Consider the following 22819-nt stretch of genomic DNA (forward strand, 5'->3'; position numbering starts at 1 on the left):
ATTAAATTTGAACATCTAAATTCCAGTCAGTTAGCTTTGTATTAATAATCGAATTCAGGTTTATAATAATTTAACTTAAAAAATAAATACTATTTAAAACCAACACGTTTTGGATTAATTGTTTAAAATTGGATTAATTAACAGATATATAGTTTTAAAAAATTGACATTTGGCGAAAAAAAAATTATTCTTCCCATTCATAAATAACTTCTATACCATTTCTTACAGAAGGGCTATATTCTATATTAAATCTAGACGACATATCAGCTCTATTAGTTTCAGTGAATTCTTTTTGAATATTATCATATTTTTCTAGAGTAACAGATTTGTGATTACTCAAATCCATTTTAGGAATACTAAAGTTAGGGTTTGATTCAATTTTAGTTAATCTAAACCAAAATTCATCTTTTGATTCACTAGCTAAAACGATTAAGCCTGGTAGCCCATAAAACTTCCATGGCCCGTAAGGGATTGGAATTTCTGATGTATACCAAACTTCCCAACTCCTTCCTCTTATTTCAGTTTTTGCAAGATTACATTGAAAACCTTCAATCAACTTTGTTTCATTAACTAACTCCCATTTAATATTAAACGTTGAATCATTAATTACGAAAGGTGTTTGTAAGAAATCTTCAATATAAGAAACGTTATCTTCTTGTTTAAAAAAATATCTATTATACCAACCTGTTGACGCCCTTATAACAGTTGCTTCTTCACCTAGACTTAATTCAAAATCAACTTTTTGTTCAGAAAATTTACGTTGAGAATCTAGATAATCAATATAAACAGCTCTATTTTCAGATGAAATATTAAATAAAATTCCATCTCTAAGATTTCCTTTAACATACCATTCGTAATGAAAAAGATTTTGAGCATTTAATGAATAACAAAAAAGAAATAGAAATAATATTTTCATTTTTAAAAGTATAAATTAACCACAAATAACTGTTACATTCTTTTCAGCATCAAATTTTATCAATTTATTCTTTTGCTGCTCCCTAATATATTTATCTTTATATTCACCACATTCATCCCAACTTAAATCAACTCCTTCATCTTTTATATAATCAACTTTATCATCAGCAGTCGTTACATAAATAATCACTGTACATGGTTTAAAAAATCTAGCTTAAAGAAAGATTCATTTAATAAATTTATTTTTTTCATATAATTCAAATCACATGAAGCGAAACCACTAAAAGCAAAAGCTACGCAAGCTAATGCAGTAAACATCATTTAACCATTATACCACATGTATTTAGTTAAAAATATTTTAGGGTTTTTCTGAAAATCCTAATATAATAACAATAAATTAAAAAAATATGTTTTTTATTAAATATTTTAACAACAAAAGAAAGTTTAGATAAACAAAACTACAGTTTTATTATTCAGAAGAAAAACTAAATGCTAAATGTGTATTTAAAAGAAAAAAAATATTCTTCCCATTCGTATTTTGGTTCTAACGAATTTCTATATCCAACAACTTTAGTCCTATTCTCATAATTTCTACTTGTATCATTTATTCTAAGAGAATACTCCGAGGCTCTGCCTCGGGGTCAGAGAGGAAAAGTGTGAAAAACGGATGTTTTTTTATAAAACTAAAAAGAAACTCTCTTCCTTTGAATACCTCGAGGCTCTGCCTCAGGGATTATTAATTCTTTTTCAAACCAATCAGTTAAATGAACATAAACTATACAAATTACTTTGTAAACAGGAACAAAAAGGGACGTTTTTTTAAATAGTTTTAATTATTTTAAAACATTAATGTCCGATAATAATTATTATCGGACATTAATGTTTAGGAATGTAAAGTTCCAAAATAAACGATTTAACTAATTAGTTATTATGGTAATGGTTGTCCTACTTGAATGTCGCAACGGTGACCTGGCTGTCCGTGAGCAGGATTTGGTTTTCCTTGCATTCCTGGATCAGTTTGTTGTGGAGCTGCCTTTTGTGCTGTTGGAGCAGCTTGCTGTGTTGGAGCCGCTTGTGTTTGTGCATTTCCAGAACCTAAAAATCCTTTACCACTTGCAGGTTGAGCTTGTGGTTGAGCTGGAGTTGGAGCAGTTTGTGCAGGTGCAGCACTTCCGTCTAAAGGTGCGCCAACTGCAATTTCGCAACGATGACCTGGTTGTCCATGAGGAGGATTTAATTTAACTCCTTGAGCATTAGTTGCTGCCGGAGTGTTTGTCGCTTGATTTGGAGCTGGTTGACCTGGAGTAGCCTCGTTTGCAACTGGTGCTTCTGTTCCATGGTCATGTCCTGTATGGTCTTCGTGAGCTGCATTTGTTTCAGTAGCTGTTGCATCTGTTGTAGCCTCAGCTTTAGTATCTTTATTACATGATGCAAAAGTAAATGCAACTGCAATTGCTAAAAGAAAAACTTTTTTCATATTTTTAAAAGTAAATTGAATAACAAAAATAGAACTATTTATTTGATATGCAATTAATCTAGATTAAAAGAACGCTCTTAATTGAATTGTTCCTGTGTGAATGGTGTTTGCTGATTCTGATGTTCTTCCTTGGTAGTTTACGTTTAAATCTAAATATTTGGTCAAATTTCTTTGAATAAGAAAACGCCAAGTGATGTTTTTTCCAGGTTGTAATCCTTCTAACATTTGAAAGGCAACGGGTGAAAATTGATTTCCGACAAATTTATTTTCATAGTAAGATAATTCTCCATTCATTGAAAATTTCTTAATACTGTTATAAGTAAACGAAGCTCCAATTCGATGTTGGTCTAATGTTTCGAAATTATTCAAATTGTTGAATTTGTTTTTGTATTCATAGAAAACATCTACACTTGCTTGGTTTGAAAACAAATAAGAAACTTTTGGATGTAAGGTATATGAATCGATTTGATAATTTTTTTCGCTATAATTCTCTGAAACCGAATTAGCGTTTTCTGCTTTTGTAATAAAGTTAAACAACCAAAGTTTCTTTACCAAATGTGTAAATTGAAATTGATGAGTTTTTAATTTCCCTTCAACACTTCCAGAATTTAAAAGGTTTTTTGTTCGATTTTGAATGTATGAATACGTGGTTGAATAACGTTGTTTTGAACGATTAAAGTAAAAATTGTTTCTGAAATTCTCATTTGTTGAAACCAAACTTTCGTCGTTTTTCGTAAACGGATTCCATTGAATTTCTTGACCATTTCTCAAAACGTTCTTATCAATTAAATACGTGGTTTGATTATGGAATTTACTAATCCATTTTTTAAAACCTGAATCGTTTTGCCAAATACTAAAATTGATATTCAATGCTTCAGAAAACTTGGTTTGATGTGTTCGTAAATAAATTTGATTCGGCAAATACAAACGAACAAATTTTGCTTGGTCTGGAAAAAGAGCAACTTCAAACTCTTCTAATTCTTGAACACCATTTCCATTATAATCATTCCACATGTGTGTTCCTAAACCAGCTTCAACTTCAAGATATGTAAATTCTTGCTGGGCAATGCTTCCTGAAGTGTTTTCATAAACAGTTGCTGTCTGAATTAAATTTTTAAAGAATCGGTCGTTATATGCAATGCGCGAATTCAAAGTATTTTCTGTTGGTAAATTTCCGTATTTATAATCTAAAATTCGATAGTTTGCATACACATTCAAGTCTGAAGTTTTTGTTTTGAAAACTTGAGATTTTACATAAATGGCATTGGCTTGTGTGGTTCGCTGTAAACGATTATCTTGTAAACTATCGTTTGCACGAAATTGATATCCCAATTCGATATACATTTTTGCACTATCACCACGACCAATAAACAAATCGGTTTGAAAGAAACGCTGACTTGATGATTGAAACTCTTTTGAATCTTTATTTTTAATTTGATAATCTTCTAAATCAAAATTGAAACCAATCCATTTTTCATTTTTCTTATAAACCACTTTGGAACTACTTCTGATAAAATTAGTTTGATTCGTTGTCGAATTTGCACTTAACATACTCGAATTTGTTTGTGCAACTAATCCGTTTTTATTGTAATTGGCAGTTAATGTATTTTTATAACCTTCGTACGATTTAGTGAATTCCAATCTGTCAAATTGATAGGTAATCTGACTTTGCGGATTTAGATTTGCAGTCAGTCCTGCTGTAATAATATTTTGATTTCCGAATTGCGTTTCTAGATTCCAATCACGGTCAAATTCAATGGAATATAAACGTTCAATCGGGCGAAAATTTTTATGTACAAACTGAACATTCGCAAAAGCATCTAAAGTAATTGCTTTGGATAATATACGCTGTTTTGCGTTGATGTTTCCTGCCCAACCTTTATTGTTTTTATCATCAATCGATGAGAATAAATTTTGGTCATTATTACTCATCGCGACTTCTAAATTAATCAAAGTTTTTTCGTCTGGATTGTATTTGGTCATCACCGTTGCAACCGTCAATTTTGTCGGAGCTATCAGTCTTGAAACAGGTTCGTAACTACCTTGCGGAAGGTCGCCAATTGGTTCTACATAGCGATAAATCTTTCCGATTCCTGAAGTACTTGCTAATTCGTAATTTCCTAGATTAGCTCCCATAAAAGTGAAAGCAACCGAATACAATTGGTCGTCAGGATTATTTGAAAAAACAAAAATTTCAGTCCCATTAAAATTTTCTTTTTTATACAGAACTTTGTTTTCGGAATATGTATCTTCATAAGCAGATGGAGCCAACATTTGATTGACATCGTTGCCTGCTTCTTGTAAAATTTTAATTTGTTCTTCGTTTAAATTTTGTTGCAGTGGTTGATTTTTAATATCACTTTCGGTATAAACATAACCAGAAAAATCCCAACTTTTTGTTTTATGATTTATTCCGCCATAACCCAAATAGCGTGTGTAATTTCTGTCTGTATATTGATATTCGATGGCAATTCGCATATCTGCCGTAATTGGAAAAAGTGAAGTAAATCTAATTTCACCTGAATTGTAATCAATCACATAATCATTGTTCTCGCCACGTGTTAACAAACGACCGTTTACATAAACTTTTTCTGAACCCGAAATGATTAAAATATAAAGTTCTCCATTGGTTCCTTTAAGTTTGTATGGACCTTGATTTCCTTCTTGACCGATGAAATTACTTTTTGCATATTGACCACGAGCCAAAGCAGCAGCTGCTTCAATCTCAGTTTTTGATTTTTCTCCTTCGAATGTGAATTTGGTAGAAATTCCTTGTACTTTTTTATTGAAGTTCATATACATGGATTTTCTATTTTCGATAAATAAATCACCTGCTTTTATTGACCAATCTTTCCCAAATAGTTCAATAAAAATTTGGTCAAACTCATCTATTTTTTGAGAATATCCGCCGTTTTGTAATGGAACGTTGCTGTCTTGTATGGAAGCTCTAAGGCTTACTTTGTCTGAAAGTTTTCCGGTGATTTGTAAATCTAAATTGGAATTGGTAACCATATTCTGATTGTTTCCAACGGTAATTCCTCGTGTGATACTTCCGTCCGTATTTAAACCATCAAAAGGGATATAGGTACTTTTTTTCTTTTCAGGAACAACAAATAATGCTGCACCAGATTCATTTGAAACCATTCGATTTTTATCGTAAATAGAATACGTTTTGGTCAGAAAATCTGGATATTTCAAATAATTAACTTGAATCGAATCATTTGGAATTTGTTGTAGTTTTAAAATTCCCTTTTCAAAATCAATTTGATATTTTTCAGTTGTAATTGGTTTTCCATCTAGGTCTAAAACTTCAAAATACGAATTGTTTAAAGCTACATTTTCTAATTGTATGATGCTATCTTGACTTGAGAATCTTTTGTTTTGATACAAGCTATTTATTTCTTGTGCCGAAGCAATAGAAAAAAAGAAAAATACCAGAAACAAATACAAAACTCTCATAAATAGATATAACTCGGAAAAGGTAAAATTAGTGTATTTTTTAGAAAATAATTTTGTTTTCTTGGTCTTACGTTTCTTGGTTTAATTTTTTCTATATTTGAAAATATTCCTAAAAATCAAATCATGTTAAGATTGTATCGAATTCTTTTTTTCTTAAATGTTATTATCATGCTTTTTGGTGCTTTACTCAAAATAACACATATTGCGATTGGTTTTTTAAATGGAAATAGTTTGATGTTTATTGGGAAATTATTTTCTGCTTTAGTTTTATTAATAGCTTATTTTTTGATGTTGAAATCAACTCAAATGAAAGTTGTTGAAAAAGCTATTTGGATGCTTCTTTTTGGAGTTGTTTTTGTTTTTTTAGAAGGTTTGATTATTTTACTTCCTGGATTGTTGTTTTATTTAATTGGAATAAAACGTTTGTTTTCGAAAGAATAAGTCAAATAAAAAAAACTCTTGATTTGAATTTCAAGAGCTTTCTGTTATTTGTTATTTTTTGATGATTCTTTTTGAACCTAATCCTTCATCTGTTTTGATGTTTAAGATATAAATTCCAGAATTTAAATGACTGATGTTTAATTGTGTTTCTTTTTCTGAAACTGTTTTAGAAAGTATTTTTCTTCCAGTTAAATCAAACATTTCAATACTTTCAATAGAAGTTGGATAACTAATATTAATCATATCAGTTGCTGGATTTGGATAGATATTTAAATTTGCTAATTGTTCATCGTTTAATCCTGCAGTAGGTGTAATTGTTACTGTAATTGGTCTTCCAATACTTAAACAGTTAGGGTTACTATTAACTGCATAATATGTTGTTGCTGTTGCTACTGTTGTTTCTGGTAAAATGGTTGTTAAGTCTTCATCTGCATACCAAATTAAATTAAAACCACTAGAAGCTGTGATTTGTAAATCTCCCAATGTTTGTCCTTCATTTAGCGTTTGAGCTCCATTTCCAATTGGAAGTTCTGTTGAATTACAAGGGTCATAAATGCTATAAACGCCATAGGTAGTAGCACTTCCTAGGATAAGTTCGTCTCCTGTAATTGTATAAGTTCCACCTCCATAAATCCCGGCATAGTTATTTAAAAATACAGTTTTGAAACTTTCGTATATATTATCACCTGTGTCCGAATTGTTTACTTCGAATAAATTTCCTGGTGTTAAATCAATATTTGAATCACTGATTATGAAATCACCTATTGCATTTCCATTTGTTAAAATGTTGTTTACTGTATAGGTGGTTCCTGATACAGCTGTAAATTCAAGTCTTATAACGTTACTTACTGTTCCAGTGATTTCATTTGTGCTCAAATCGTAAAAGTTAACAACACTTGGTTTTGTGATAGGATTTCCGTTGACAACTAATTCTTCAAGTTGCCAAATATTAGAAACCAAAGTTGCAGATTGAGCTTGAGCGTTGAAATTAATTCCAATTATTGGAAGTAAAAATAAATAGATTGTTTTTTTCATAATTAATTCAATTTTAATAAGTTGGTTTACTAATTTATAAATTAAAAATGAAAAATAAAAGTTTTATGTTGATTTTTAGTTAATTTTTTAAATTAAAAATTATGGTATAAAAAAATCCCTGGTTAAAAACCAAGGATTCTATTTATGATAATTTCTGTATTAGAAATTCGATTTGAATTGCTCTAAGAAACGAACGTCATTTTCAAAATACATACGAATGTCGCCTAATTGATATAACAACATTGCCATACGTTCAATTCCCATACCGAAAGCAAATCCAGAATATTCGTTTGAGTCAATGTTAACAGCTTTTAAAACATTAGGGTCAACCATTCCACAACCCATAATTTCTAACCAACCTGTACCTTTTGTGATGCGGTAATCGGTTTCGGTTTTTAATCCCCAATAAACATCAAGTTCAGCACTTGGCTCTGTAAAAGGGAAATATGATGGACGTAAACGGATTTTCGATTTTCCGAACATTTCTTTTGTAAAGTACATTAACGTTTGTTTCAAATCAGCAAACGAAACATCTTTGTCAATATATAAACCTTCCACTTGATGGAAAATACAGTGAGAACGAGATGAAATTGCTTCATTACGAAAAACACGTCCTGGAGAAATGGTACGAATTGGCGGTTTGTTGTTTTCCATATAACGTGTTTGTACAGACGAAGTGTGTGTGCGCAACAGTTGGTCTGGATTCATCTGAACAAAGAATGTATCTTGCATATCACGTGCTGGGTGATGCGCTGGGAAATTCAATGCTTCGAAGTTGTGCCAATCGTCTTCGATTTCTGGACCTTCAGAAACATTAAAACCAATGTTAGAGAAAATTTCAATTACTTGATTTTTCACTAACGAAATTGGATGACGAGAACCTAAACTAATTGGAGTTCCTGGACGAGTTAAATCTCCAAAAAAACCGTTTGATTCTTCTTTTGCTTCTAAAGCTTCTTGAATGCTTTTGATTTTTTCTTCAACCGTATTTTTTAATGTATTGATTACTTGTCCAAAATCTTTCTTTTGGTCGTTTGGTACATTTTTAAATTCGGCGAATATTTCGTTAACTAAACCTTTTTTAGAAATAAATTTAATTCTAAATGCGTCTAATGTTTCTTTGTTATCGGTAGTAAATGCTTGCGCTTCACCAATTAACTCTTTAATTTTGTCTATCATCTTGCTGTTCGAAGTAGTTGTAACAAAGTTACTATTTTTGTTTTAGACTAAAAATTACAATCGTTATTTTTAATTAAAATTAATTAATGTATTCGTTCTCCAAAAAATATCCTACAATTGCTTCTTTCATTAATACAGATTGTTCACCAGCTTTTAAAGGCGGAAGTTCTTCTAGAACGTCGTAATGTGGCCAACCATCTTCATCATAATGTGTGAATTGATAATATCCGTAAGGAGAAAGTAACCTGCAAATGGCAATGTGCATTAAATTTACTTTGTCGTCTTTTTTAAATTTTCGTTTGAATTGTCCTAATTCTTGAACGCCAATTAAATATATAATTTCTTCTAAATCTAACTTATCACCATCGGCAAACTGATTAGAAAGTTTTAAAACCAAATCTTCCCAACGTTCTTTTAATTTTTCGTCTCTTGCCATAGTTTTTTAATAAGTTGCAAAGATAGTATCAAAAGTTGTAATTTAAATGTTTACGGTTTTATATCTTTACTTATATTTTATTTTTATGTTGGTAGTTGATATTATTATTGCGTGTTTAATTGGTTACGCTTTATATAAAGGTTTTAAAGAAGGATTAGTTCTTGCTTTGATATCGTTGGTTTCTTTGATTGTCGGAATTTTTTTATCGTTGAAGTTTTCTTTTTTGTTTAAGGATTGGATTCTTGAAAAAACACAATGGAGTGCAAACGTAGTTACGATTTGTGCTTTTGTATTTACGTTTCTTTTGGTTTTGATTGCAATCCAATTATTAGGAAAAGCCTTGACAAAAATAATTAAAACAGTTGCTTTAGGTGGATTGAATCGTTTGGCAGGTGCCGTTTTTCTTGGCTTGAAAATGATTTTGATTATAAGTGTTGTTTTGAATTTATTTCAGAAAATCAATTACAATCATTATATAGCAACGGAAGAAACTTTGAATAAATCACTTTTTTATCATCCAATTGAAGATTTTTCAAAGTTGGTTTATCCGATGATGGAAGAATGGTATCAAATGACTTTGGAAGCTGTTGATGAACAAGTCGATAAATTAGATGAAAATCTAAAAGAAGTTTAAAAAAAATGGTCGGAAATAATCCGACCAAAATATATGATTTTAAATATTCATTAAAAACGATATCCGATATTTACACCAGCATTGATTTCGATTCCACTAAATTCTTCAACAACAACTTTGCTAAAATCTCTTCCGATATTGACAAATGGAGAAATTGTAAATGAATCATTTTTTACTAATTTATAACCAGCGCCAACTCCTAATATAAAAGAATTCATATCTGTTTCAGCACGTAATATTCCGTCTCCAACTTTAATATCATGGTCATAAGTTCCAAAACGATATTTTAAGAAAGGCGAAGCATAGAATCCAGACGCATGTTCTCCGTCTTTCCCGCCGAAATAAAAATTATAATTTACTGCAACGCTGTTTGTGTTGAATTTTTTGTATTTACCTTCTTTACTATTTTCTCCGTAGTATGAAAAACGGTCGTTAATCATTAAATCTACACCTATAGATTGATCGGTATCAATAAAATGTTCGTATCCAAGTTCAACAGAAGTGTTAACAATGGTATTTAAAACATTCCATTTAACTTCGTTTAATTTTTGTGCTTGTGAAGAAAAAATTCCACCTAGAAAGCATGCAATTATTGCTATTTTTTTCATAAAAAATCTATTTTTCGTGATGCAAATATATGAATATTTTATTTGGTTAAATATTTCGTCCTTTTTCGTTCGGGTATAAATCAGGTAAAGAATCGCTTTGCCAAAAATCTTTCGTTTCAACGTTCATAATGGTAAGTTTACCTTTAAAAGCAGCTCCCGTATCAATATTCCAAACATTAGCAAAATTGATAGGGGTTGTCTCATTAAAACGAGTTGTTGGTGTATGTCCAATGAAAATTTCTGAATACAATTTGAATCTTGAAGGATATCTAAAATCATCTTCTTGAATGTTTTTGTCTAATGCCATAGCAGTTTCCCAAAGCGTTCTATCCCACCAAAACATACCTTTAAAGAATTCAAAATAGACTCCTTTCAAATTTGTGAAACCAGCATGAATAAACAAACGGTCGTTTTCATCGATATGATATTCTTCTAATTCTGATAAGAATGAAATGTGTTTTTCTTTGCGTTCTTCTGAAACTTTTTCGTAAATATCAACAGTCGATTGTCCGCCATGAAATCGCCAAAGTTCATTGTCTTCTTCACCTTTTAACCACTTCAAAACCATTTCTTCGTGATTTCCCATCATGAAAATACAATCTTGTTTGGTTTTTAAGTCAATCAAAAAATCGATAAGATTTGCCGTGTCGCTCCAACCATCTACATAATCACCAAGGAAAATCAGTTTGTCGTTTTGGGAAATATTTGCACGTTCTAAAACTTGTTGCAAAGCTTTTAATCCACCGTGAATATCTCCGATTACAAAAGTGTTAATCATTTTTAATTGTTTCATATTTCAACTTGCGTAAGATACGCATAACTTCTTTAAATGAAATAAAAAGCATCGGATTTTGTGAATTCTTTAAAAGTTCTTTGCAGTTTATCAAATCGTTTTTTGCTTCAGAAAACCCGTTTAAATAGCAAATCATCATAGAATGAGATAGATGCTCTAAATCTCGTTCTTCGGAAAATGTGAAAGGTTCGTTGTTTTTTAATTTTCGAATGAGAACCAAATTAGAATTGTAAATATGATGTAATAACCTTCGATTGTATTTAGGTAGTTCAAAAATCAATTCAGAATTAATCGAATAGGTTACATTGTCATAAAAAGTAATCGTTTGTTTACTGAATGGATAATATGACGTTGCTTCTTTTAAGCCGAGTTTGATGTATTCAGTTATTACAAATTCGTTTTCGTTGTATTCAATTGTTACTTCGTCTAATTCTGAATAAAATAAATTCAAATGTTCATTTACTAAAAATATATCAACTCGAGAAAGAAACCGAGTTCCACGAATCCATTTTACGTTTCCAGCCCAACAAAGCACAAAATATTCTTTGAAAACTTCATATCTCGGATGTCGATTGACGTGCGTAACATTGATAAAATCTAAAACATCGGTTATGGTTTGTTTAAGGTCATTTCTAGAATTATTTTCGATAGATTCAACAACCAATTTATTATCAAAAAGTTGTTGTTCATAATGCGGAACAGTGTTGCTCCCAATTCTTGAAAAAGCTGCATATTGTTCAATTAAACAGATTTTGTTTTTAAAATAGCTAACTTCCTTATTTGGAAAAATAGTAACCAATCCAACAACTTTATTAGAACTTAAATGTGGAAATCTGACGTTTTCGTAAACTATTTTAGGTGAATTCATTAAAAATGCATTCACTAAATGTTGAATATTACTGTCATCATAAAAGTCTGTTCCAGTTATTTCATTATCCGTATCTTCAACACCCACAACGATATACGAGTTGTTATTAGGGTTGGAATTTGATAAAGCACAAATATGTTTTAAAAATTTTGCTTTGCCTTCTTTTGTGTGTAAATTTAGCTGCCTTTTTTTATCGAAAAAGCTGTTTTCATCAAAATGAGCTAGCAAATTCTTTATAAGTAGGCGTTTATTTATCATGTTGTAAATTTTAGTCTTAAAAATATAAAAATTAATTCATAAATATCACTTAAAATTATTCATTTGGTTTTATTTTAACCGTCTGTTAACAACAAGAAACAAAAAAAATTAATCTATTTGCATTGTAAATAATAAATAAGAGATTTTTAAACAAATATGGAAGCAACAACAATAACTACTGACATCAGATCTATTAACGAAAAAATTGAAAGAGAAAGTGCTTTTATTGATCTTTTAGTTTCAGAAATGAACAAAAACATCGTAGGTCAACGTTATATGATTGATCGTTTATTAATTGGTTTGTTAGGTCAAGGTCACATTTTGTTAGAAGGTGTTCCTGGATTAGCAAAAACTTTAGCGATTAACACCTTATCAAAAGCAGTTCACGGTTCTTTTAGTCGTATTCAGTTTACTCCAGATTTATTGCCAGCCGATGTAGTTGGAACGATGATTTACAACATCAAAGAAAACGATTTCACTATAAAAAAAGGACCTATTTTCGCAAACTTTGTACTTGCCGATGAGATAAATCGTGCACCAGCAAAAGTACAATCTGCTTTGTTAGAAGCAATGCAAGAGAAGCAAGTTACGATTGGTGAAACAACTCATAAATTACAGAAACCATTCTTGGTAATGGCAACTCAAAATCCAGTTGAACAAGAAGGAACATATCCGTTGCCAGAAGCTCAAATGGACCGTTTTATGTTGAAAACGGTAATTGATTACCCAAAGTTAGAAGAAGAGCGTTTGGTTATGCGTCAAAACTTATTTGGAAAAACAGCTACAATCAATCCTGTGGTTTCTGTTGAACAAATTTTAAGAGCGCAAGAAACTGTGAAAGAAGTTTATATGGATGAGAAAATTGAAAAATATATTTTAGATATTATTTTTGCAACTCGTTATCCAGAACAATTTAAATTAGATAGCTTAAAACCTTTTATTAGCTATGGGGCTTCACCTCGTGGAAGTATCAATTTAGCTTTAGCTGCAAAATGTTATGCTTTTATTAAACGCAGAGGTTACGTAATTCCAGAAGACGTTCGTGCGGTGGTAATCGATGTATTACGTCACAGAATTGGAATTACTTACGAAGCTGAGGCTGAAAATGTAACTTCTGTTGATATTATCAACAAAATCGTAAACGAAATCCAAGTTCCATAATCTTAGAATTAGTAATTATAAAATCTTACTTGCTTAATGATTTCGTTAAGCAAGTAGAACCTTTGTACAACTCAAAAAGATTAAATGGAAACAAAAGATATTTTACAGAAAGTTCGAAAAATCGAGATTAAAACCCGTCGATTAAGCGATCATATTTTCTCTGGCGAATACCATACTTCGTTTAAAGGGAAAGGAATGTCTTTTGCCGAAGTAAGACAATATCAATATGGTGATGACATTCGAGCAATTGATTGGAATGTTACCGCTCGTTATAATGAACCTTATATCAAAGTTTTTGAAGAAGAACGCGAATTGACTTTAATGTTAATGGTTGATATAAGTGGTTCTCAAAACTTCGGTTCAAGTGCGCAGTTTAAAAACGATATCGTTACTGAAATTGCAGCAACTTTAGCTTTTTCGGCTACAACAAACAACGATAAAATTGGATTGATTTTATTTTCAGACCAAATTGAATTATTCATTCCTCCAAAAAAAGGAAAATCTCATGTTTTGAGAATCATTCGTGAGTTGATTCAGTTCGAGCCTAAAAGCAATAAAACTAATATTTCACAAGCTTTGGAATATCTTTCTAAAGTGATGAAAAAGAAAGCTATTGTTTTTATGATTTCTGATTTTCAATCTCAAGATTACGAGAAAACATTGAAAATCGTTGCCAAACGACACGACATCACCGGAATTAGAATTTACGATGAACGTGAAAAAGAAATGCCTAACGTTGGTTTAGTTTTAATGCAGGATGCCGAAACTGGTGAAGAAATTTTGGTTAACACAAACGATAAAGAAGTTCGTTTAGGTTATGCAAAGCATTTTGATGAAATGGAAAAATATTTCAAAAATATATTTACAAAATCTGGTGCAGGAACCATCAATTCTAGTGTTAACGAAAGTTACGTTAAAAAATTATTAGCTTATTTTAAAGCAAGATAAAATGAATTTGAAACACATTTTTTTATTAATTATATTCGGAATAAACTTACAGATGTTCGCACAGAATCCTGTGACATCGCAAGTAGATTCAACTCAAATCAAAATTGGTTCTGCTTTTAATTTAACGATTAAAGCAAATGCCAACGAAAATGATAAAGTTGTTTTTCCGGAGCAAAAAATGATTGGTCCGTTTGAGGTTTTAGAAGCAACTCCAATTGATACGATTCTAAATGATCGTAAAATGGAATTGATTAAAAAATATACCTTAACACAATTCGATTCAGGAAAATATGCCGTTCCAAGATTATCTGTTTTGATTAATGGTAAAAATTATCAAACTGATATTTTCGATGTTGAAGTAACTAATGTTGCTGTTGATACATTAAAACAACCGATGTATGATATTAAAACCAATTTAGGAAGTTCAACAGATACTTCTAAAATTATCTATTATATCATTGCATTAATTCTTTGTCTTGGATTTGGATTTTTGACTTATTATATCATCAAAAAACGTCAAGAGAAAAACTTGACAGAAGATGATTTGTTCAAAACACCATTGGAAAAAATTTCAAAGCAATTACAACTTTTAGACGGAAAACGTTTGATTATGAATGGCGATGTAAAATCGTATTATTCTGAAATGACAGATATTACCAGAGATTACATCGAAGAAGTTTTTGATATTCCTGCAAAAGAATCTACAACTGCCGAACTGATTTTACATCTTCAAAAAACGATTAAAGAGAAAAAAATCAAATTAAGTAAAGAAATTGTAAACGATTTAAAACGTTTGTTGCAAAATGCCGATTTAGTAAAATTTGCTAAAGCAGATCCTCAAATGAGCGAAATCGAATCGGACAGAAAAGTTACAGAAACCATTTCGTTATCCATTGATAAAGCTTTACCTCGTTTTGCAGAAGAACAATCGTTACGTGTAAAGTTAAGAGAACAACGTTTTAGAAAGAGAAAACAAGTTCGTACTTGGATTCCAATTGCGGTTTCTGCCTTTTTAATCTTAGTTACTGGAAGTGTTTATTTATACAATTCGGTAATGGAAGGAATGCAAATCAATTGGTTCCAAACCAACAAATCTTTATACGAAAAAGAAGAATGGGTTACGAGTGACTACGGACTTCCAGGTATAAAACTTTCTACTCCGGAAGTTTTAACTCGTGTTGGAAATGCAAATGAGAAAACAGAAAATTTACAGAGCAATACAGCGACTTTCGTTTATGCAAATCTAAAAACAGATTTGACGATTACAGTAAATACTACTGCAATGAAAAGTGATGAAAGTGCTACGCCAGAAGATTTATTAAAAGGTAAATTACAATTATTGGAAAAATCAATGGGAGCGAAAAACATCAAATCAGAACAAGAATCTTTCAATCAAGAAGGAATCAATGGTGTTCGTGGTGTGGGAACGTTTTCTATTGTAAATCCGGTAACTAATAAAGAGCAAAATCTTCAGTTTGAAACGTATCTTTTCATACAATCAAACGGAGTTCAAGAAGTTACTATTCTAAGCCAAATTGGTGATGAATATGGAACTAAAATCGCTCGTAGAGTAATTGAATCGATACAACTAAACATAAACAATGAGTAATATAACTTTTTTACATCCGATATTTTTTTGGTTATTTCTGTTGTTACCAGTTTTAGTTTATCTATGGATTAAGAACAAAAACAAACAGAATGTAGCTTTAAAAATCAGCTCGGTCAAAGGATTTCAAGGTAAGAAAACATTGTTAGCTAAATTACAAACTGCACTTTTTGCTTTGCGTTTACTTGCGATTTCAGCTTTGATTGTAGCTTTAGCTCGTCCTCAAACGGTTGATACAAGTACAAAAACAAAGTCAACAAATGGTGTGGATATGGTTATGGCAATGGACGTTTCGGGTTCGATGCTTGCCAAAGATTTAAAACCAAATCGTTTAGAAGCTTTAAAAGTTGTCGCTGGAGATTTTGTAAAAGAACGTACAGAAGACCGCTTAGGTTTGGTGGTTTATGCTGCCGAAGCTTATACAAAAGCGCCAGTTACGAGTGATAAAAATGTTTTGTTGAATGCTTTGCGCGATGTTAAGTACGATCAAATCATTCAAGACGGAACAGCAATTGGTGTTGGATTGGCAACAGCTGTGAATCGTTTAAAAGACAGTCCGGCTAAAAGTAGAGTTGTTATTTTATTAACAGATGGAGTAAATAACACAGGATTGGTTGATCCGCAAATGGCAGCCGAAATTGCTAAAGAATATAAAATTAAAGTTTATACGATTGGAATTGGTACCAACGGTATGGCTGATTCTCCTTATGCAATTACGCCAGATGGTAAGATTCAATTCAAAAAAATGAAGGTTGAAATCGACGAAGCTTTAATGAAATCAATAGCTAAAACAACGGGTGGAAAATATTTTAGAGCAACAGATAATCAATCGTTAAAAGAAATTTATAACGAAATCAATCAATTAGAAAAGACAAAAATTGACGAACAAAAATTCGTTCAACGCAATGAATTATTCCGTTCATTAGCTTTATTAGCGCTAGTTTTGCTTTTGATTGAATTGATTTTAAGACGTACAATTTTCAAAGGATTTATATAAATATGTGGGAATTCGATAATGCAAAGTATTTTTATTTATTGCTACTACTACCTGTTTTAGCAGCAATATTTGTATGGAATACACTTTGGAAAAAGAAAAAGATTGCTGAATTTGGTTCGGGAGATTTCCTAAAGAAATTAGCTCCAGATGCATCAACTTCAAAAGGAATTGTAAAAGCCGTGATTGCGCTTGCTGCTGTTTTATTTTTGGTGATTGGAATCGTAAATCCAAAGATTGGAACAAAACTAGAAACTGTAAAACGCCAAGGGATTGATATCGTTTTTGCGATTGACGTTTCAAAAAGTATGCTGGCAGAAGATATTGCTCCTTCGCGTTTAGCCAAAACAAAACAATTGGTTTCTCAAATCATCAACAACTTAGGTTCAGACCGAATCGGAATTGTGGGTTATGCCGGAACAGCTTTCCCGATGTTGCCAATTACTACAGATTATAATATGGCAAAAATGTACCTTCAGGATATGAATACCGATATGGTTTCATCAATGGGTACAGCATTGAGCGATGCAATTCAAGTTGGAAGTGAATATTTCGATGATCCAAATACTGGGAAATTAATGATTTTAATTTCGGATGGTGAAGATCACGGCGAAGGAATTTCTGAAGCCGTTGAAATCGCAAAAGCCAAAGGAATTAAAATCATCACCATTGGTGTAGGAACCGAAAACGGAGGTCAAATTCCACTTAAAGTAAACGGAAAAGTTACGGGTTACAAACAAGATGCTGAAGGAAATACTGTAATTACGAAACTAGATAAAAGTACTTTAGAGGAAATTGCGAAAGAAACTGGAGGTAAATTTATTTACGGAAGCAATACAAAAGAAGTAGTTGACTTGGTTAATCAAGCGTTACAAAATATTGAGAAAACAGATTTTGAATCGCAACAAATTGCCGATTTCCAATCGCAATTCCAATGGTTCATAGGCTTTGCTTTGCTTTTATTAATATTAGATTTATTTGTATTGGAAAGAAAAACTTCTTGGTTGGCAAAACGAAACATCTTTAACGAAAAATAATTTTAGGAAATGAAAAATGTACTTTTAATACTTCTAAGTTTTGTTTCCGTACAAATGTTTGCTCAAAAACCAGCAACTCAAATCGTTCAAGGAAATAAACAATATAATACCAGAAATTATGCACAAGCTGAAGCTTTATATCGTTCTGCTTTTTCACAAGACGATAAAAGTACATTTGCAGCTTATGATAAAGGAAATGCCATTTATCGTCAATATCAGACCAATGAATCTATTGGTTCGTATCAACAAGCTTTAAAATCAGCAAAAACTAAAGATGAAAAGCATCGAATTTTTCACAATTTAGGAAATGCTTATATGAAGCAAAAAAATTACGGAGCTGCTGTTGAAGCTTATAAAAATGCCTTGAGAAATAATCCGAATGATGAAGAAACGAGATATAATTTTGCATTAGCAAAACAAATGCAAAAAGATAATCCAAACCAAAATCAAGACAATAAGGATAACAAAGACAACAAGGATAATAAAGATAACAAAGACAATAAGGATCAGGATAAGAAAGACGATAAAAAAGATCAAGACAAGAACGATCCAAAAGATAAAGGCGACGACAAGAAAGACCAAGATAAAAAAGACGACAAAGGAGATAATCCGAAAGACGATAAAAAAGATCAAGGGAAACAAGATCCGCAACAGCAAAAACAAGATCAAAGCAAACAACAAATGGAAAACATGTTGAATGCTTTAAACAACCAAGAGCAAAAAGTTAGAGAACGAGTTCAAGGTCGTGAACGTGAAGGTAAACCTGTTAAAGTAAACAATACAAAAGACTGGTAAATAATGAGATTTATAACAAATATTTGTTGTGTCTTAGTACTACTACTATTTTCATCTGTAGGATGGAGTCAGATAATTTTTGAAGCCGAAGTAAGTAGAGATAGTATTGGAATTAATGAACGTTTTGAAGTTCGTTTTACCATGAATCAAGACGGAGAAGATTTTAACCCACCCAACTTTGAAAACTTCAAAGTTGTTGTTGGTCCTATGCATGCTGTGAGTTATTCTAGGATTAGTGGAGAAGCATCTATTTGTATAAGTTACTCATATTATTTATTTCCTGAAAAAAAAGGAGATTTGGAAATTGGTTCCGCAACAATTAATTTCGAAGGAAATGTATATGAATCAAATGTTGTGTCTGTAAAGGTTGGAGATGCTGTACAAAGTGAAAAAGATTATATATATGGAACAAAGAATGACTTGGAGGAAATAGAAAAGAAAGTTTTTTTAGAGCGAGAAATTTCTAATACCAATCCGTTTGTAAACGAACCAATTTCAGTGATTTATAAACTATATGTGAGTAACGATTTTGGGGTTGAAAATGTATCACTCAAATCAATTCCAAAATATGAAAACTTTTTAATTGATATTATTAAAGAAAGCGAAAAACTCGTAGTACAAGAAATAGAATATAAACAAAAGATATATCGTTATGCTGTTATACGAGAAGTAGTTTTAGTTCCATTGAAAGAAGGTGAGCTAACATTAGATCCGTTAGAATTGAATCTTGAAATTGCATCGACGACTGGGCGTCTCGATATTTTTGGAGATCTAGAATTAATAACCGTAGAAGAAGTTCGTTCAACAGGTACAAGTATAATTAATGTGAAACCGCTTTCAGATACAATAAAATAAAAATCTGTAGAGTTTTTATTAAACTAAAAAAATTAAAGTTTAAAAGACTGGTAAAAAAAATGAGATTTATAACAAATATTTGTTGTGCTTTAGTGCTACTTTTTTCATCTTTAGGCTGGAGTCAGATAACTTTTGTGTCTGAAGTAAGCAGAAATAGTATAGGAATCAATGAGCGCGTTGAGGTTCGTTTTACAATGAACCAAGATGGAGATGATTTCAACCCACCCAACTTTGATAACTTCAAAGTTGTTGGCGGTCCTATGCAATCGGTTAGCCAATCTTGGATAAACGGTAAAACTTCTTTTAATAAGAGTTATTCCTATTATTTAGTTCCTGAGAAAAAAGGGACTTTACAGATTGGAGCTGCAACTATTGAATACAAGGGAGTGGTTTATAAATCTAATACGGTTTCAATAAAAGTAGGTGATGCAGTACAACAACAACAACGACCAAATTATGGTTATGGTGGTTATACAAGCAGACAAACTCAAAGGCAACCGCAAATCGATCCAAGTAAAATTGGTGAAGGTATTTTCTTAGAACGTGAAATATCGAATACAAATCCGTATGTAAATGAACCCATTTCCATTGTTTATAAATTATATGTAAGTCATAATGCGGGGGTAAGAAATATTGCATCTGCCGGTATTCCTGAATATAAAAACTTTTGGAGTCATTTGATTGATGAGAAAGAAATGCGTGTTCAAGTTGGTCAATACAAAGGAAAAGAATACCGATATATTGTTTTACAAAAAGTAGTTTTACTTCCTTTAAAAGAAGGGAAATTAACACTGGATCCATTCGAATTGAATCTTCAGGTTGAATCAACAACGGGCAGATATGATATTTTTGGTTCACCTGAAATTGTAGTTAGTGAGAAAAAATATTCAACTGGTACTAAAACAATCAATGTAAAACCATTACCACTAGAAAATCAACCCATCGATTTTACTGGAGCTGTAGGGAAATTTGATTTCAAAGTTACTCCAAGTAAAACAACCGTTAAAGCCAACGAAACCATTGAACTGAATGTTTCTGTAAATGGAAATGGAAATTTAGATTTATTTTCATTACCAAAACCAGTAGCTCCAGCTGCTTTAGAGATTTACGATCCGCAATTGATTGAGAAAATCAATAAGAATATCAAAACCGGAATGGACGGTTCTAAAACGGACAAATACACGATTGTTCCACAATACAAAGGAAAATATGTAATCAAACCAATGTCGTTTAGTTATTTTGATGTTGCTTCAAAAACGTATAAAACCATTACAAGCGAAGAAATTGTAATTGATGTAACCGAAGGTCCAGAATTGCCAACGAATCTTCCTGAAAAAGAAGATTTGACGAATAGCGATAACTTCAATGAAATTGTAAAAGAAGTTAATTTTGACTCAGAGAAAAAAACTGATTTCTTTGATACGAATTTGTTTTATATTCTGTTGTTAGCGCCAATTTGTGCGATTCCGTTTATTGTAATCGTTGATAAACAAAGACAAAAAGCTGCAGGCGATGTTGTTGGAAATCGTTTAAGAAACAACAACAGATTGGCTAAAAAATATTTAGGTGAAGCTAAACGTAATTTAGGAAATAAAGATAAGTTCTATGAAGCTTTAGAACGATGTTTACATAATTTCTTAAAAGCAAAATTACAGATTGAAACTTCTGATATGAGTAACGATGTGATTATCGAAACACTTAAAAACAAAAACATTTCAGATGAAACCATCTCAGCTTTTATGGCTTTGAAAGAAACTTGTGAAATGGCGCGTTATTCACAAATGAGCGTGGAAACGATGAACAATGATTATGCTCAAGCTGCTGATGTGATTTCGAGTTTAGAAAAACAATTTAAAACTTTAAAATAAGAACGATGAGAATTTTAAATATCCTTTTAGTATTTCTTATTTCTGGTATTTCTATGGCAAATAACCTAGATCCAGTTAAGGTTTTTAATGAAGCGAATGCTTTTTACGAACAAAAGAATTACGAATCTGCAATTGAAAAGTATGAATCGATAATTGATAAAAATTATGAAGCTGAAGCTGTTTATTTCAATTTAGGAAATGCATATTATCAATTGCGACAAGTGGCTCCGAGTATTTATAATTATAAAAAAGTACTTCAGTTAAATCCAGAGAATAAAGCAGCAAAAACAAATTTGAAGTTTGCTGATAAAATGAAGTTAGATGAATTTGATAAGAAAGTACAACTTAATTCAAATCAGATTTTACATAATACAATAGGTTTTTTTAATATGAATGAATGGGCAGTTATTGCTGTAGTGAGTACATTTTTGATTTTATTGAGTTTTGTGATTTTCTATTTTAATCAAAATTCGACGGTTAAGAAAGTCTTTTTTACCTTACAAATTGTATTGATTTTTGTAGCAATTATCAGTGTGGTATCTGCATTTTCTGAGCAGAATTACGCCAATTCAGAACGTTTTGCAATTGTTTTTGACGAAGAAGTAGCTTTGAAAGTTGAGCCCCGAACTTCAGCTAAAAATGCTCAAATCATTCATGAAGGAACCGAAGTCTTTATTGAAGAAGAAACAACCAAATGGTTCAAAGTTATTTTACCAAATCAAGTTACAGGTTGGATTCAGAAAGAAGCAATAAAAGAGATATAAAATAAAAAAAGAAAGCTTTTCAGCTTTCTTTTTTGTTTATATTTAGCTTAAAATTAAATATTTATGAGAATCAAAATCCTATTTCTTTTGTTACCAATGTTTCTTTTTGCTCAAAAGCAGAAAATACAATTGTTAGATTACCAAACTAAAAGGCCTTTACAGTTTGTTGAACTTTTGTATAACAATGAAAGCTTGTTTTCCGATAAAAACGGTAACGTTTTTATTGATTTCAATTCTGATAAAATTGAAGTTTTAGATGGAAACTATAAACCGAATCTTATTGAAATCTCTACAAATACAGAAAGCATTGAGTTGCAAAACACCGTAACTGAATTAGAAGAAATGGTAATTAGTAAAAAACCAAGAACAATCATCAATCCTCAGAAAAAAAAGTTATTTGATTATTTTCCTGTTCAATCGAATGGTGTTATGTTAAACGAAATTATATTTAACAAAGAATATCAAAATAAATATTTACGTAAAATTCATTTTAAAAGTTTGCCCGAGTCTTATGTTTCGTCTATAGATGGATATTCTTCAGAAGATTTTAAAAAAATTAAGAACGCAACTCAAATTTTAAGGATAAATATTTATGATTCTGAAAAGAATTTAGTTTTTAATTCTAGAAACCTGAGTTCGATTAATAAATCAAGAAAAATAGTTGGTAAAAAAAAGAAATAGTTGTATA

At 31.1% G+C, this 22819-nt stretch carries 22 protein-coding genes; 12 read left to right on the forward strand and 10 right to left on the reverse strand.

The genetic code is table 11. The features are described 5' to 3' along the window. Positions 1–184 precede the first annotated feature (184 nt). From EG240_RS14220 to EG240_RS14230, 4 genes are all read right to left on the reverse strand, one after another. A complete protein-coding gene (locus tag EG240_RS14220; protein WP_125020020.1) occupies positions 185–916 on the reverse strand; it encodes a GLPGLI family protein in 732 nt (243 codons plus the stop codon). Between the two features lie 15 nt (positions 917–931). Then, positions 932–1105 (reverse strand): hypothetical protein, encoded by a 174-nt coding sequence (locus EG240_RS16545; protein ID WP_158612033.1) that lies wholly within the window; start codon positions 1103–1105, stop codon positions 932–934. Between the two features lie 738 nt (positions 1106–1843). Beyond that, positions 1844–2392: a hypothetical protein gene (locus EG240_RS14225; protein WP_125020021.1), complete on the reverse strand. Its 549-nt coding sequence runs from the start codon at positions 2390–2392 to the stop codon at positions 1844–1846. A 63-nt stretch (positions 2393–2455) separates the two neighbouring features. Then, on the reverse strand, positions 2456–5851 hold the full coding sequence (locus EG240_RS14230; protein ID WP_125020022.1) for a hypothetical protein: 3396 nt from the start codon (positions 5849–5851) through the stop codon (positions 2456–2458). A 123-nt stretch (positions 5852–5974) separates the two neighbouring features. Between EG240_RS14230 and EG240_RS14235 the strand changes: the two genes are divergently transcribed. Continuing rightward, entirely contained in the window at positions 5975–6292 is a 318-nt protein-coding gene (locus tag EG240_RS14235; protein WP_125020023.1) for a hypothetical protein, read from the forward strand. A 51-nt stretch (positions 6293–6343) separates the two neighbouring features. Here EG240_RS14235 and EG240_RS14240 read toward each other — a convergent pair whose 3' ends face one another. The 3 genes from EG240_RS14240 to EG240_RS14250 form a co-directional block, all read right to left on the reverse strand. Beyond that, positions 6344–7327 (reverse strand): T9SS type A sorting domain-containing protein, encoded by a 984-nt coding sequence (locus EG240_RS14240; protein WP_125020024.1) that lies wholly within the window; start codon positions 7325–7327, stop codon positions 6344–6346. A 159-nt stretch (positions 7328–7486) separates the two neighbouring features. Continuing rightward, the gene (gene pheS / locus EG240_RS14245) at positions 7487–8506 is read right to left on the reverse strand and encodes a phenylalanine--tRNA ligase subunit alpha (protein WP_125020025.1); all 1020 of its coding nucleotides are present in this window, start codon (positions 8504–8506) and stop codon (positions 7487–7489) included. 79 nt (positions 8507–8585) lie between these two features. Next, positions 8586–8942: a hypothetical protein gene (locus EG240_RS14250; protein ID WP_125020026.1), complete on the reverse strand. Its 357-nt coding sequence runs from the start codon at positions 8940–8942 to the stop codon at positions 8586–8588. A 46-nt stretch (positions 8943–8988) separates the two neighbouring features. Between EG240_RS14250 and EG240_RS14255 the strand changes: the two genes are divergently transcribed. After that, positions 8989–9576, forward strand: coding sequence for a CvpA family protein (locus EG240_RS14255; protein WP_125020027.1), 588 nt, complete (start codon positions 8989–8991; stop codon positions 9574–9576). Between the two features lie 50 nt (positions 9577–9626). Here the strand turns inward: EG240_RS14255 and EG240_RS14260 are convergent, their stop codons facing one another. The 3 genes from EG240_RS14260 to EG240_RS14270 are packed head-to-tail and all read right to left on the reverse strand — an operon-like array spanning position 9627 to position 12103. Beyond that, a complete protein-coding gene (locus EG240_RS14260; RefSeq protein ID WP_125020028.1) occupies positions 9627–10184 on the reverse strand; it encodes an autotransporter domain-containing protein in 558 nt (185 codons plus the stop codon). 46 nt (positions 10185–10230) lie between these two features. Continuing rightward, entirely contained in the window at positions 10231–10977 is a 747-nt protein-coding gene (locus EG240_RS14265) for a metallophosphoesterase family protein (protein WP_235830390.1), read from the reverse strand. Then, entirely contained in the window at positions 10955–12103 is a 1149-nt protein-coding gene (locus EG240_RS14270; protein WP_125020029.1) for a DUF5929 domain-containing protein, read from the reverse strand. Before EG240_RS14270 ends, EG240_RS14265 begins: the two co-directional genes overlap by 23 nt. A gap of 156 nt (positions 12104–12259) precedes the next feature. Between EG240_RS14270 and EG240_RS14275 the strand changes: the two genes are divergently transcribed. The 10 genes from EG240_RS14275 (at position 12260) to EG240_RS14320 (ending at position 22812) form a co-directional block, all read left to right on the forward strand. Continuing rightward, a complete protein-coding gene (locus tag EG240_RS14275; RefSeq protein WP_125020030.1) occupies positions 12260–13264 on the forward strand; it encodes an AAA family ATPase in 1005 nt (334 codons plus the stop codon). Positions 13265–13348: 84 nt separating this feature from the next. Next, complete coding sequence (locus EG240_RS14280) at positions 13349–14212, forward strand: DUF58 domain-containing protein (protein WP_125020031.1); 864 nt, start codon at positions 13349–13351, stop codon at positions 14210–14212. Between the two features lie 52 nt (positions 14213–14264). Further along, positions 14265–15821, forward strand: a complete 1557-nt coding sequence (locus EG240_RS14285) for a BatD family protein (RefSeq protein ID WP_125020032.1) — start codon at positions 14265–14267, stop codon at positions 15819–15821. After that, a complete protein-coding gene (locus EG240_RS14290) occupies positions 15814–16815 on the forward strand; it encodes a vWA domain-containing protein (protein WP_125020033.1) in 1002 nt (333 codons plus the stop codon). The genes EG240_RS14285 and EG240_RS14290 overlap by 8 nt, the downstream gene beginning before the upstream one ends. 2 nt (positions 16816–16817) lie before the next feature. Then, entirely contained in the window at positions 16818–17849 is a 1032-nt protein-coding gene (locus tag EG240_RS14295; RefSeq protein WP_125020034.1) for a vWA domain-containing protein, read from the forward strand. A gap of 9 nt (positions 17850–17858) precedes the next feature. After that, a complete protein-coding gene (locus EG240_RS14300; protein WP_125020035.1) occupies positions 17859–18644 on the forward strand; it encodes a tetratricopeptide repeat protein in 786 nt (261 codons plus the stop codon). Between the two features lie 3 nt (positions 18645–18647). Next, a complete protein-coding gene (locus EG240_RS14305) occupies positions 18648–19499 on the forward strand; it encodes a BatD family protein (protein ID WP_125020036.1) in 852 nt (283 codons plus the stop codon). 59 nt (positions 19500–19558) lie between these two features. Then, a complete protein-coding gene (locus EG240_RS14310) occupies positions 19559–21367 on the forward strand; it encodes a BatD family protein (RefSeq protein WP_125020037.1) in 1809 nt (602 codons plus the stop codon). 5 nt (positions 21368–21372) lie between these two features. Next, the gene (locus EG240_RS14315) at positions 21373–22131 is read left to right on the forward strand and encodes a tetratricopeptide repeat protein (protein ID WP_125020038.1); all 759 of its coding nucleotides are present in this window, start codon (positions 21373–21375) and stop codon (positions 22129–22131) included. Positions 22132–22194: 63 nt separating this feature from the next. Further along, positions 22195–22812 carry a hypothetical protein gene (locus EG240_RS14320; RefSeq protein ID WP_125020039.1) on the forward strand — a complete coding sequence of 206 codons (618 nt, stop codon included), beginning with the start codon at positions 22195–22197 and terminating at the stop codon, positions 22810–22812. Positions 22813–22819 lie beyond the last annotated feature (7 nt).

Origin of the sequence: Paenimyroides tangerinum, from assembly GCF_003865405.1 — a bacterium.
In the GTDB taxonomy this organism is placed as follows: domain Bacteria; phylum Bacteroidota; class Bacteroidia; order Flavobacteriales; family Flavobacteriaceae; genus Flavobacterium; species Flavobacterium tangerinum.

Bases quoted from the DNA above. Each gene is read 5' to 3' on its own strand.
- EG240_RS14230 (WP_125020022.1), bottom strand. From the start codon at position 5,851: ATGAGAGTTTTGTATTTGTTTCTGGTATTTTTCTTTTTTTCTATTGCT.
- EG240_RS14280 (WP_125020031.1), top strand. From the start codon at position 13,349: ATGGAAACAAAAGATATTTTACAGAAAGTTCGAAAAATCGAGATTAAA.
- EG240_RS14320 (WP_125020039.1), top strand. From the start codon at position 22,195: ATGAGAATCAAAATCCTATTTCTTTTGTTACCAATGTTTCTTTTTGCT.
- EG240_RS14225 (WP_125020021.1), bottom strand. From the start codon at position 2,392: ATGAAAAAAGTTTTTCTTTTAGCAATTGCAGTTGCATTTACTTTTGCA.
- EG240_RS14290 (WP_125020033.1), top strand. From the start codon at position 15,814: ATGAGTAATATAACTTTTTTACATCCGATATTTTTTTGGTTATTTCTG.
- EG240_RS14315 (WP_125020038.1), top strand. From the start codon at position 21,373: ATGAGAATTTTAAATATCCTTTTAGTATTTCTTATTTCTGGTATTTCT.
- EG240_RS14265 (WP_235830390.1), bottom strand. From the start codon at position 10,977: ATGAAACAATTAAAAATGATTAACACTTTTGTAATCGGAGATATTCAC.
- EG240_RS14220 (WP_125020020.1), bottom strand. From the start codon at position 916: ATGAAAATATTATTTCTATTTCTTTTTTGTTATTCATTAAATGCTCAA.
- EG240_RS14260 (WP_125020028.1), bottom strand. From the start codon at position 10,184: ATGAAAAAAATAGCAATAATTGCATGCTTTCTAGGTGGAATTTTTTCT.
- EG240_RS14285 (WP_125020032.1), top strand. From the start codon at position 14,265: ATGTTCGCACAGAATCCTGTGACATCGCAAGTAGATTCAACTCAAATC.
- EG240_RS14295 (WP_125020034.1), top strand. From the start codon at position 16,818: ATGTGGGAATTCGATAATGCAAAGTATTTTTATTTATTGCTACTACTA.
- EG240_RS14275 (WP_125020030.1), top strand. From the start codon at position 12,260: ATGGAAGCAACAACAATAACTACTGACATCAGATCTATTAACGAAAAA.
- EG240_RS14305 (WP_125020036.1), top strand. From the start codon at position 18,648: ATGAGATTTATAACAAATATTTGTTGTGTCTTAGTACTACTACTATTT.
- EG240_RS14250 (WP_125020026.1), bottom strand. From the start codon at position 8,942: ATGGCAAGAGACGAAAAATTAAAAGAACGTTGGGAAGATTTGGTTTTA.
- EG240_RS14235 (WP_125020023.1), top strand. From the start codon at position 5,975: ATGTTAAGATTGTATCGAATTCTTTTTTTCTTAAATGTTATTATCATG.
- EG240_RS14270 (WP_125020029.1), bottom strand. From the start codon at position 12,103: ATGATAAATAAACGCCTACTTATAAAGAATTTGCTAGCTCATTTTGAT.
- EG240_RS14240 (WP_125020024.1), bottom strand. From the start codon at position 7,327: ATGAAAAAAACAATCTATTTATTTTTACTTCCAATAATTGGAATTAAT.
- EG240_RS14310 (WP_125020037.1), top strand. From the start codon at position 19,559: ATGAGATTTATAACAAATATTTGTTGTGCTTTAGTGCTACTTTTTTCA.
- EG240_RS14255 (WP_125020027.1), top strand. From the start codon at position 8,989: ATGTTTACGGTTTTATATCTTTACTTATATTTTATTTTTATGTTGGTA.
- pheS (WP_125020025.1), bottom strand. From the start codon at position 8,506: ATGATAGACAAAATTAAAGAGTTAATTGGTGAAGCGCAAGCATTTACT.
- EG240_RS14300 (WP_125020035.1), top strand. From the start codon at position 17,859: ATGAAAAATGTACTTTTAATACTTCTAAGTTTTGTTTCCGTACAAATG.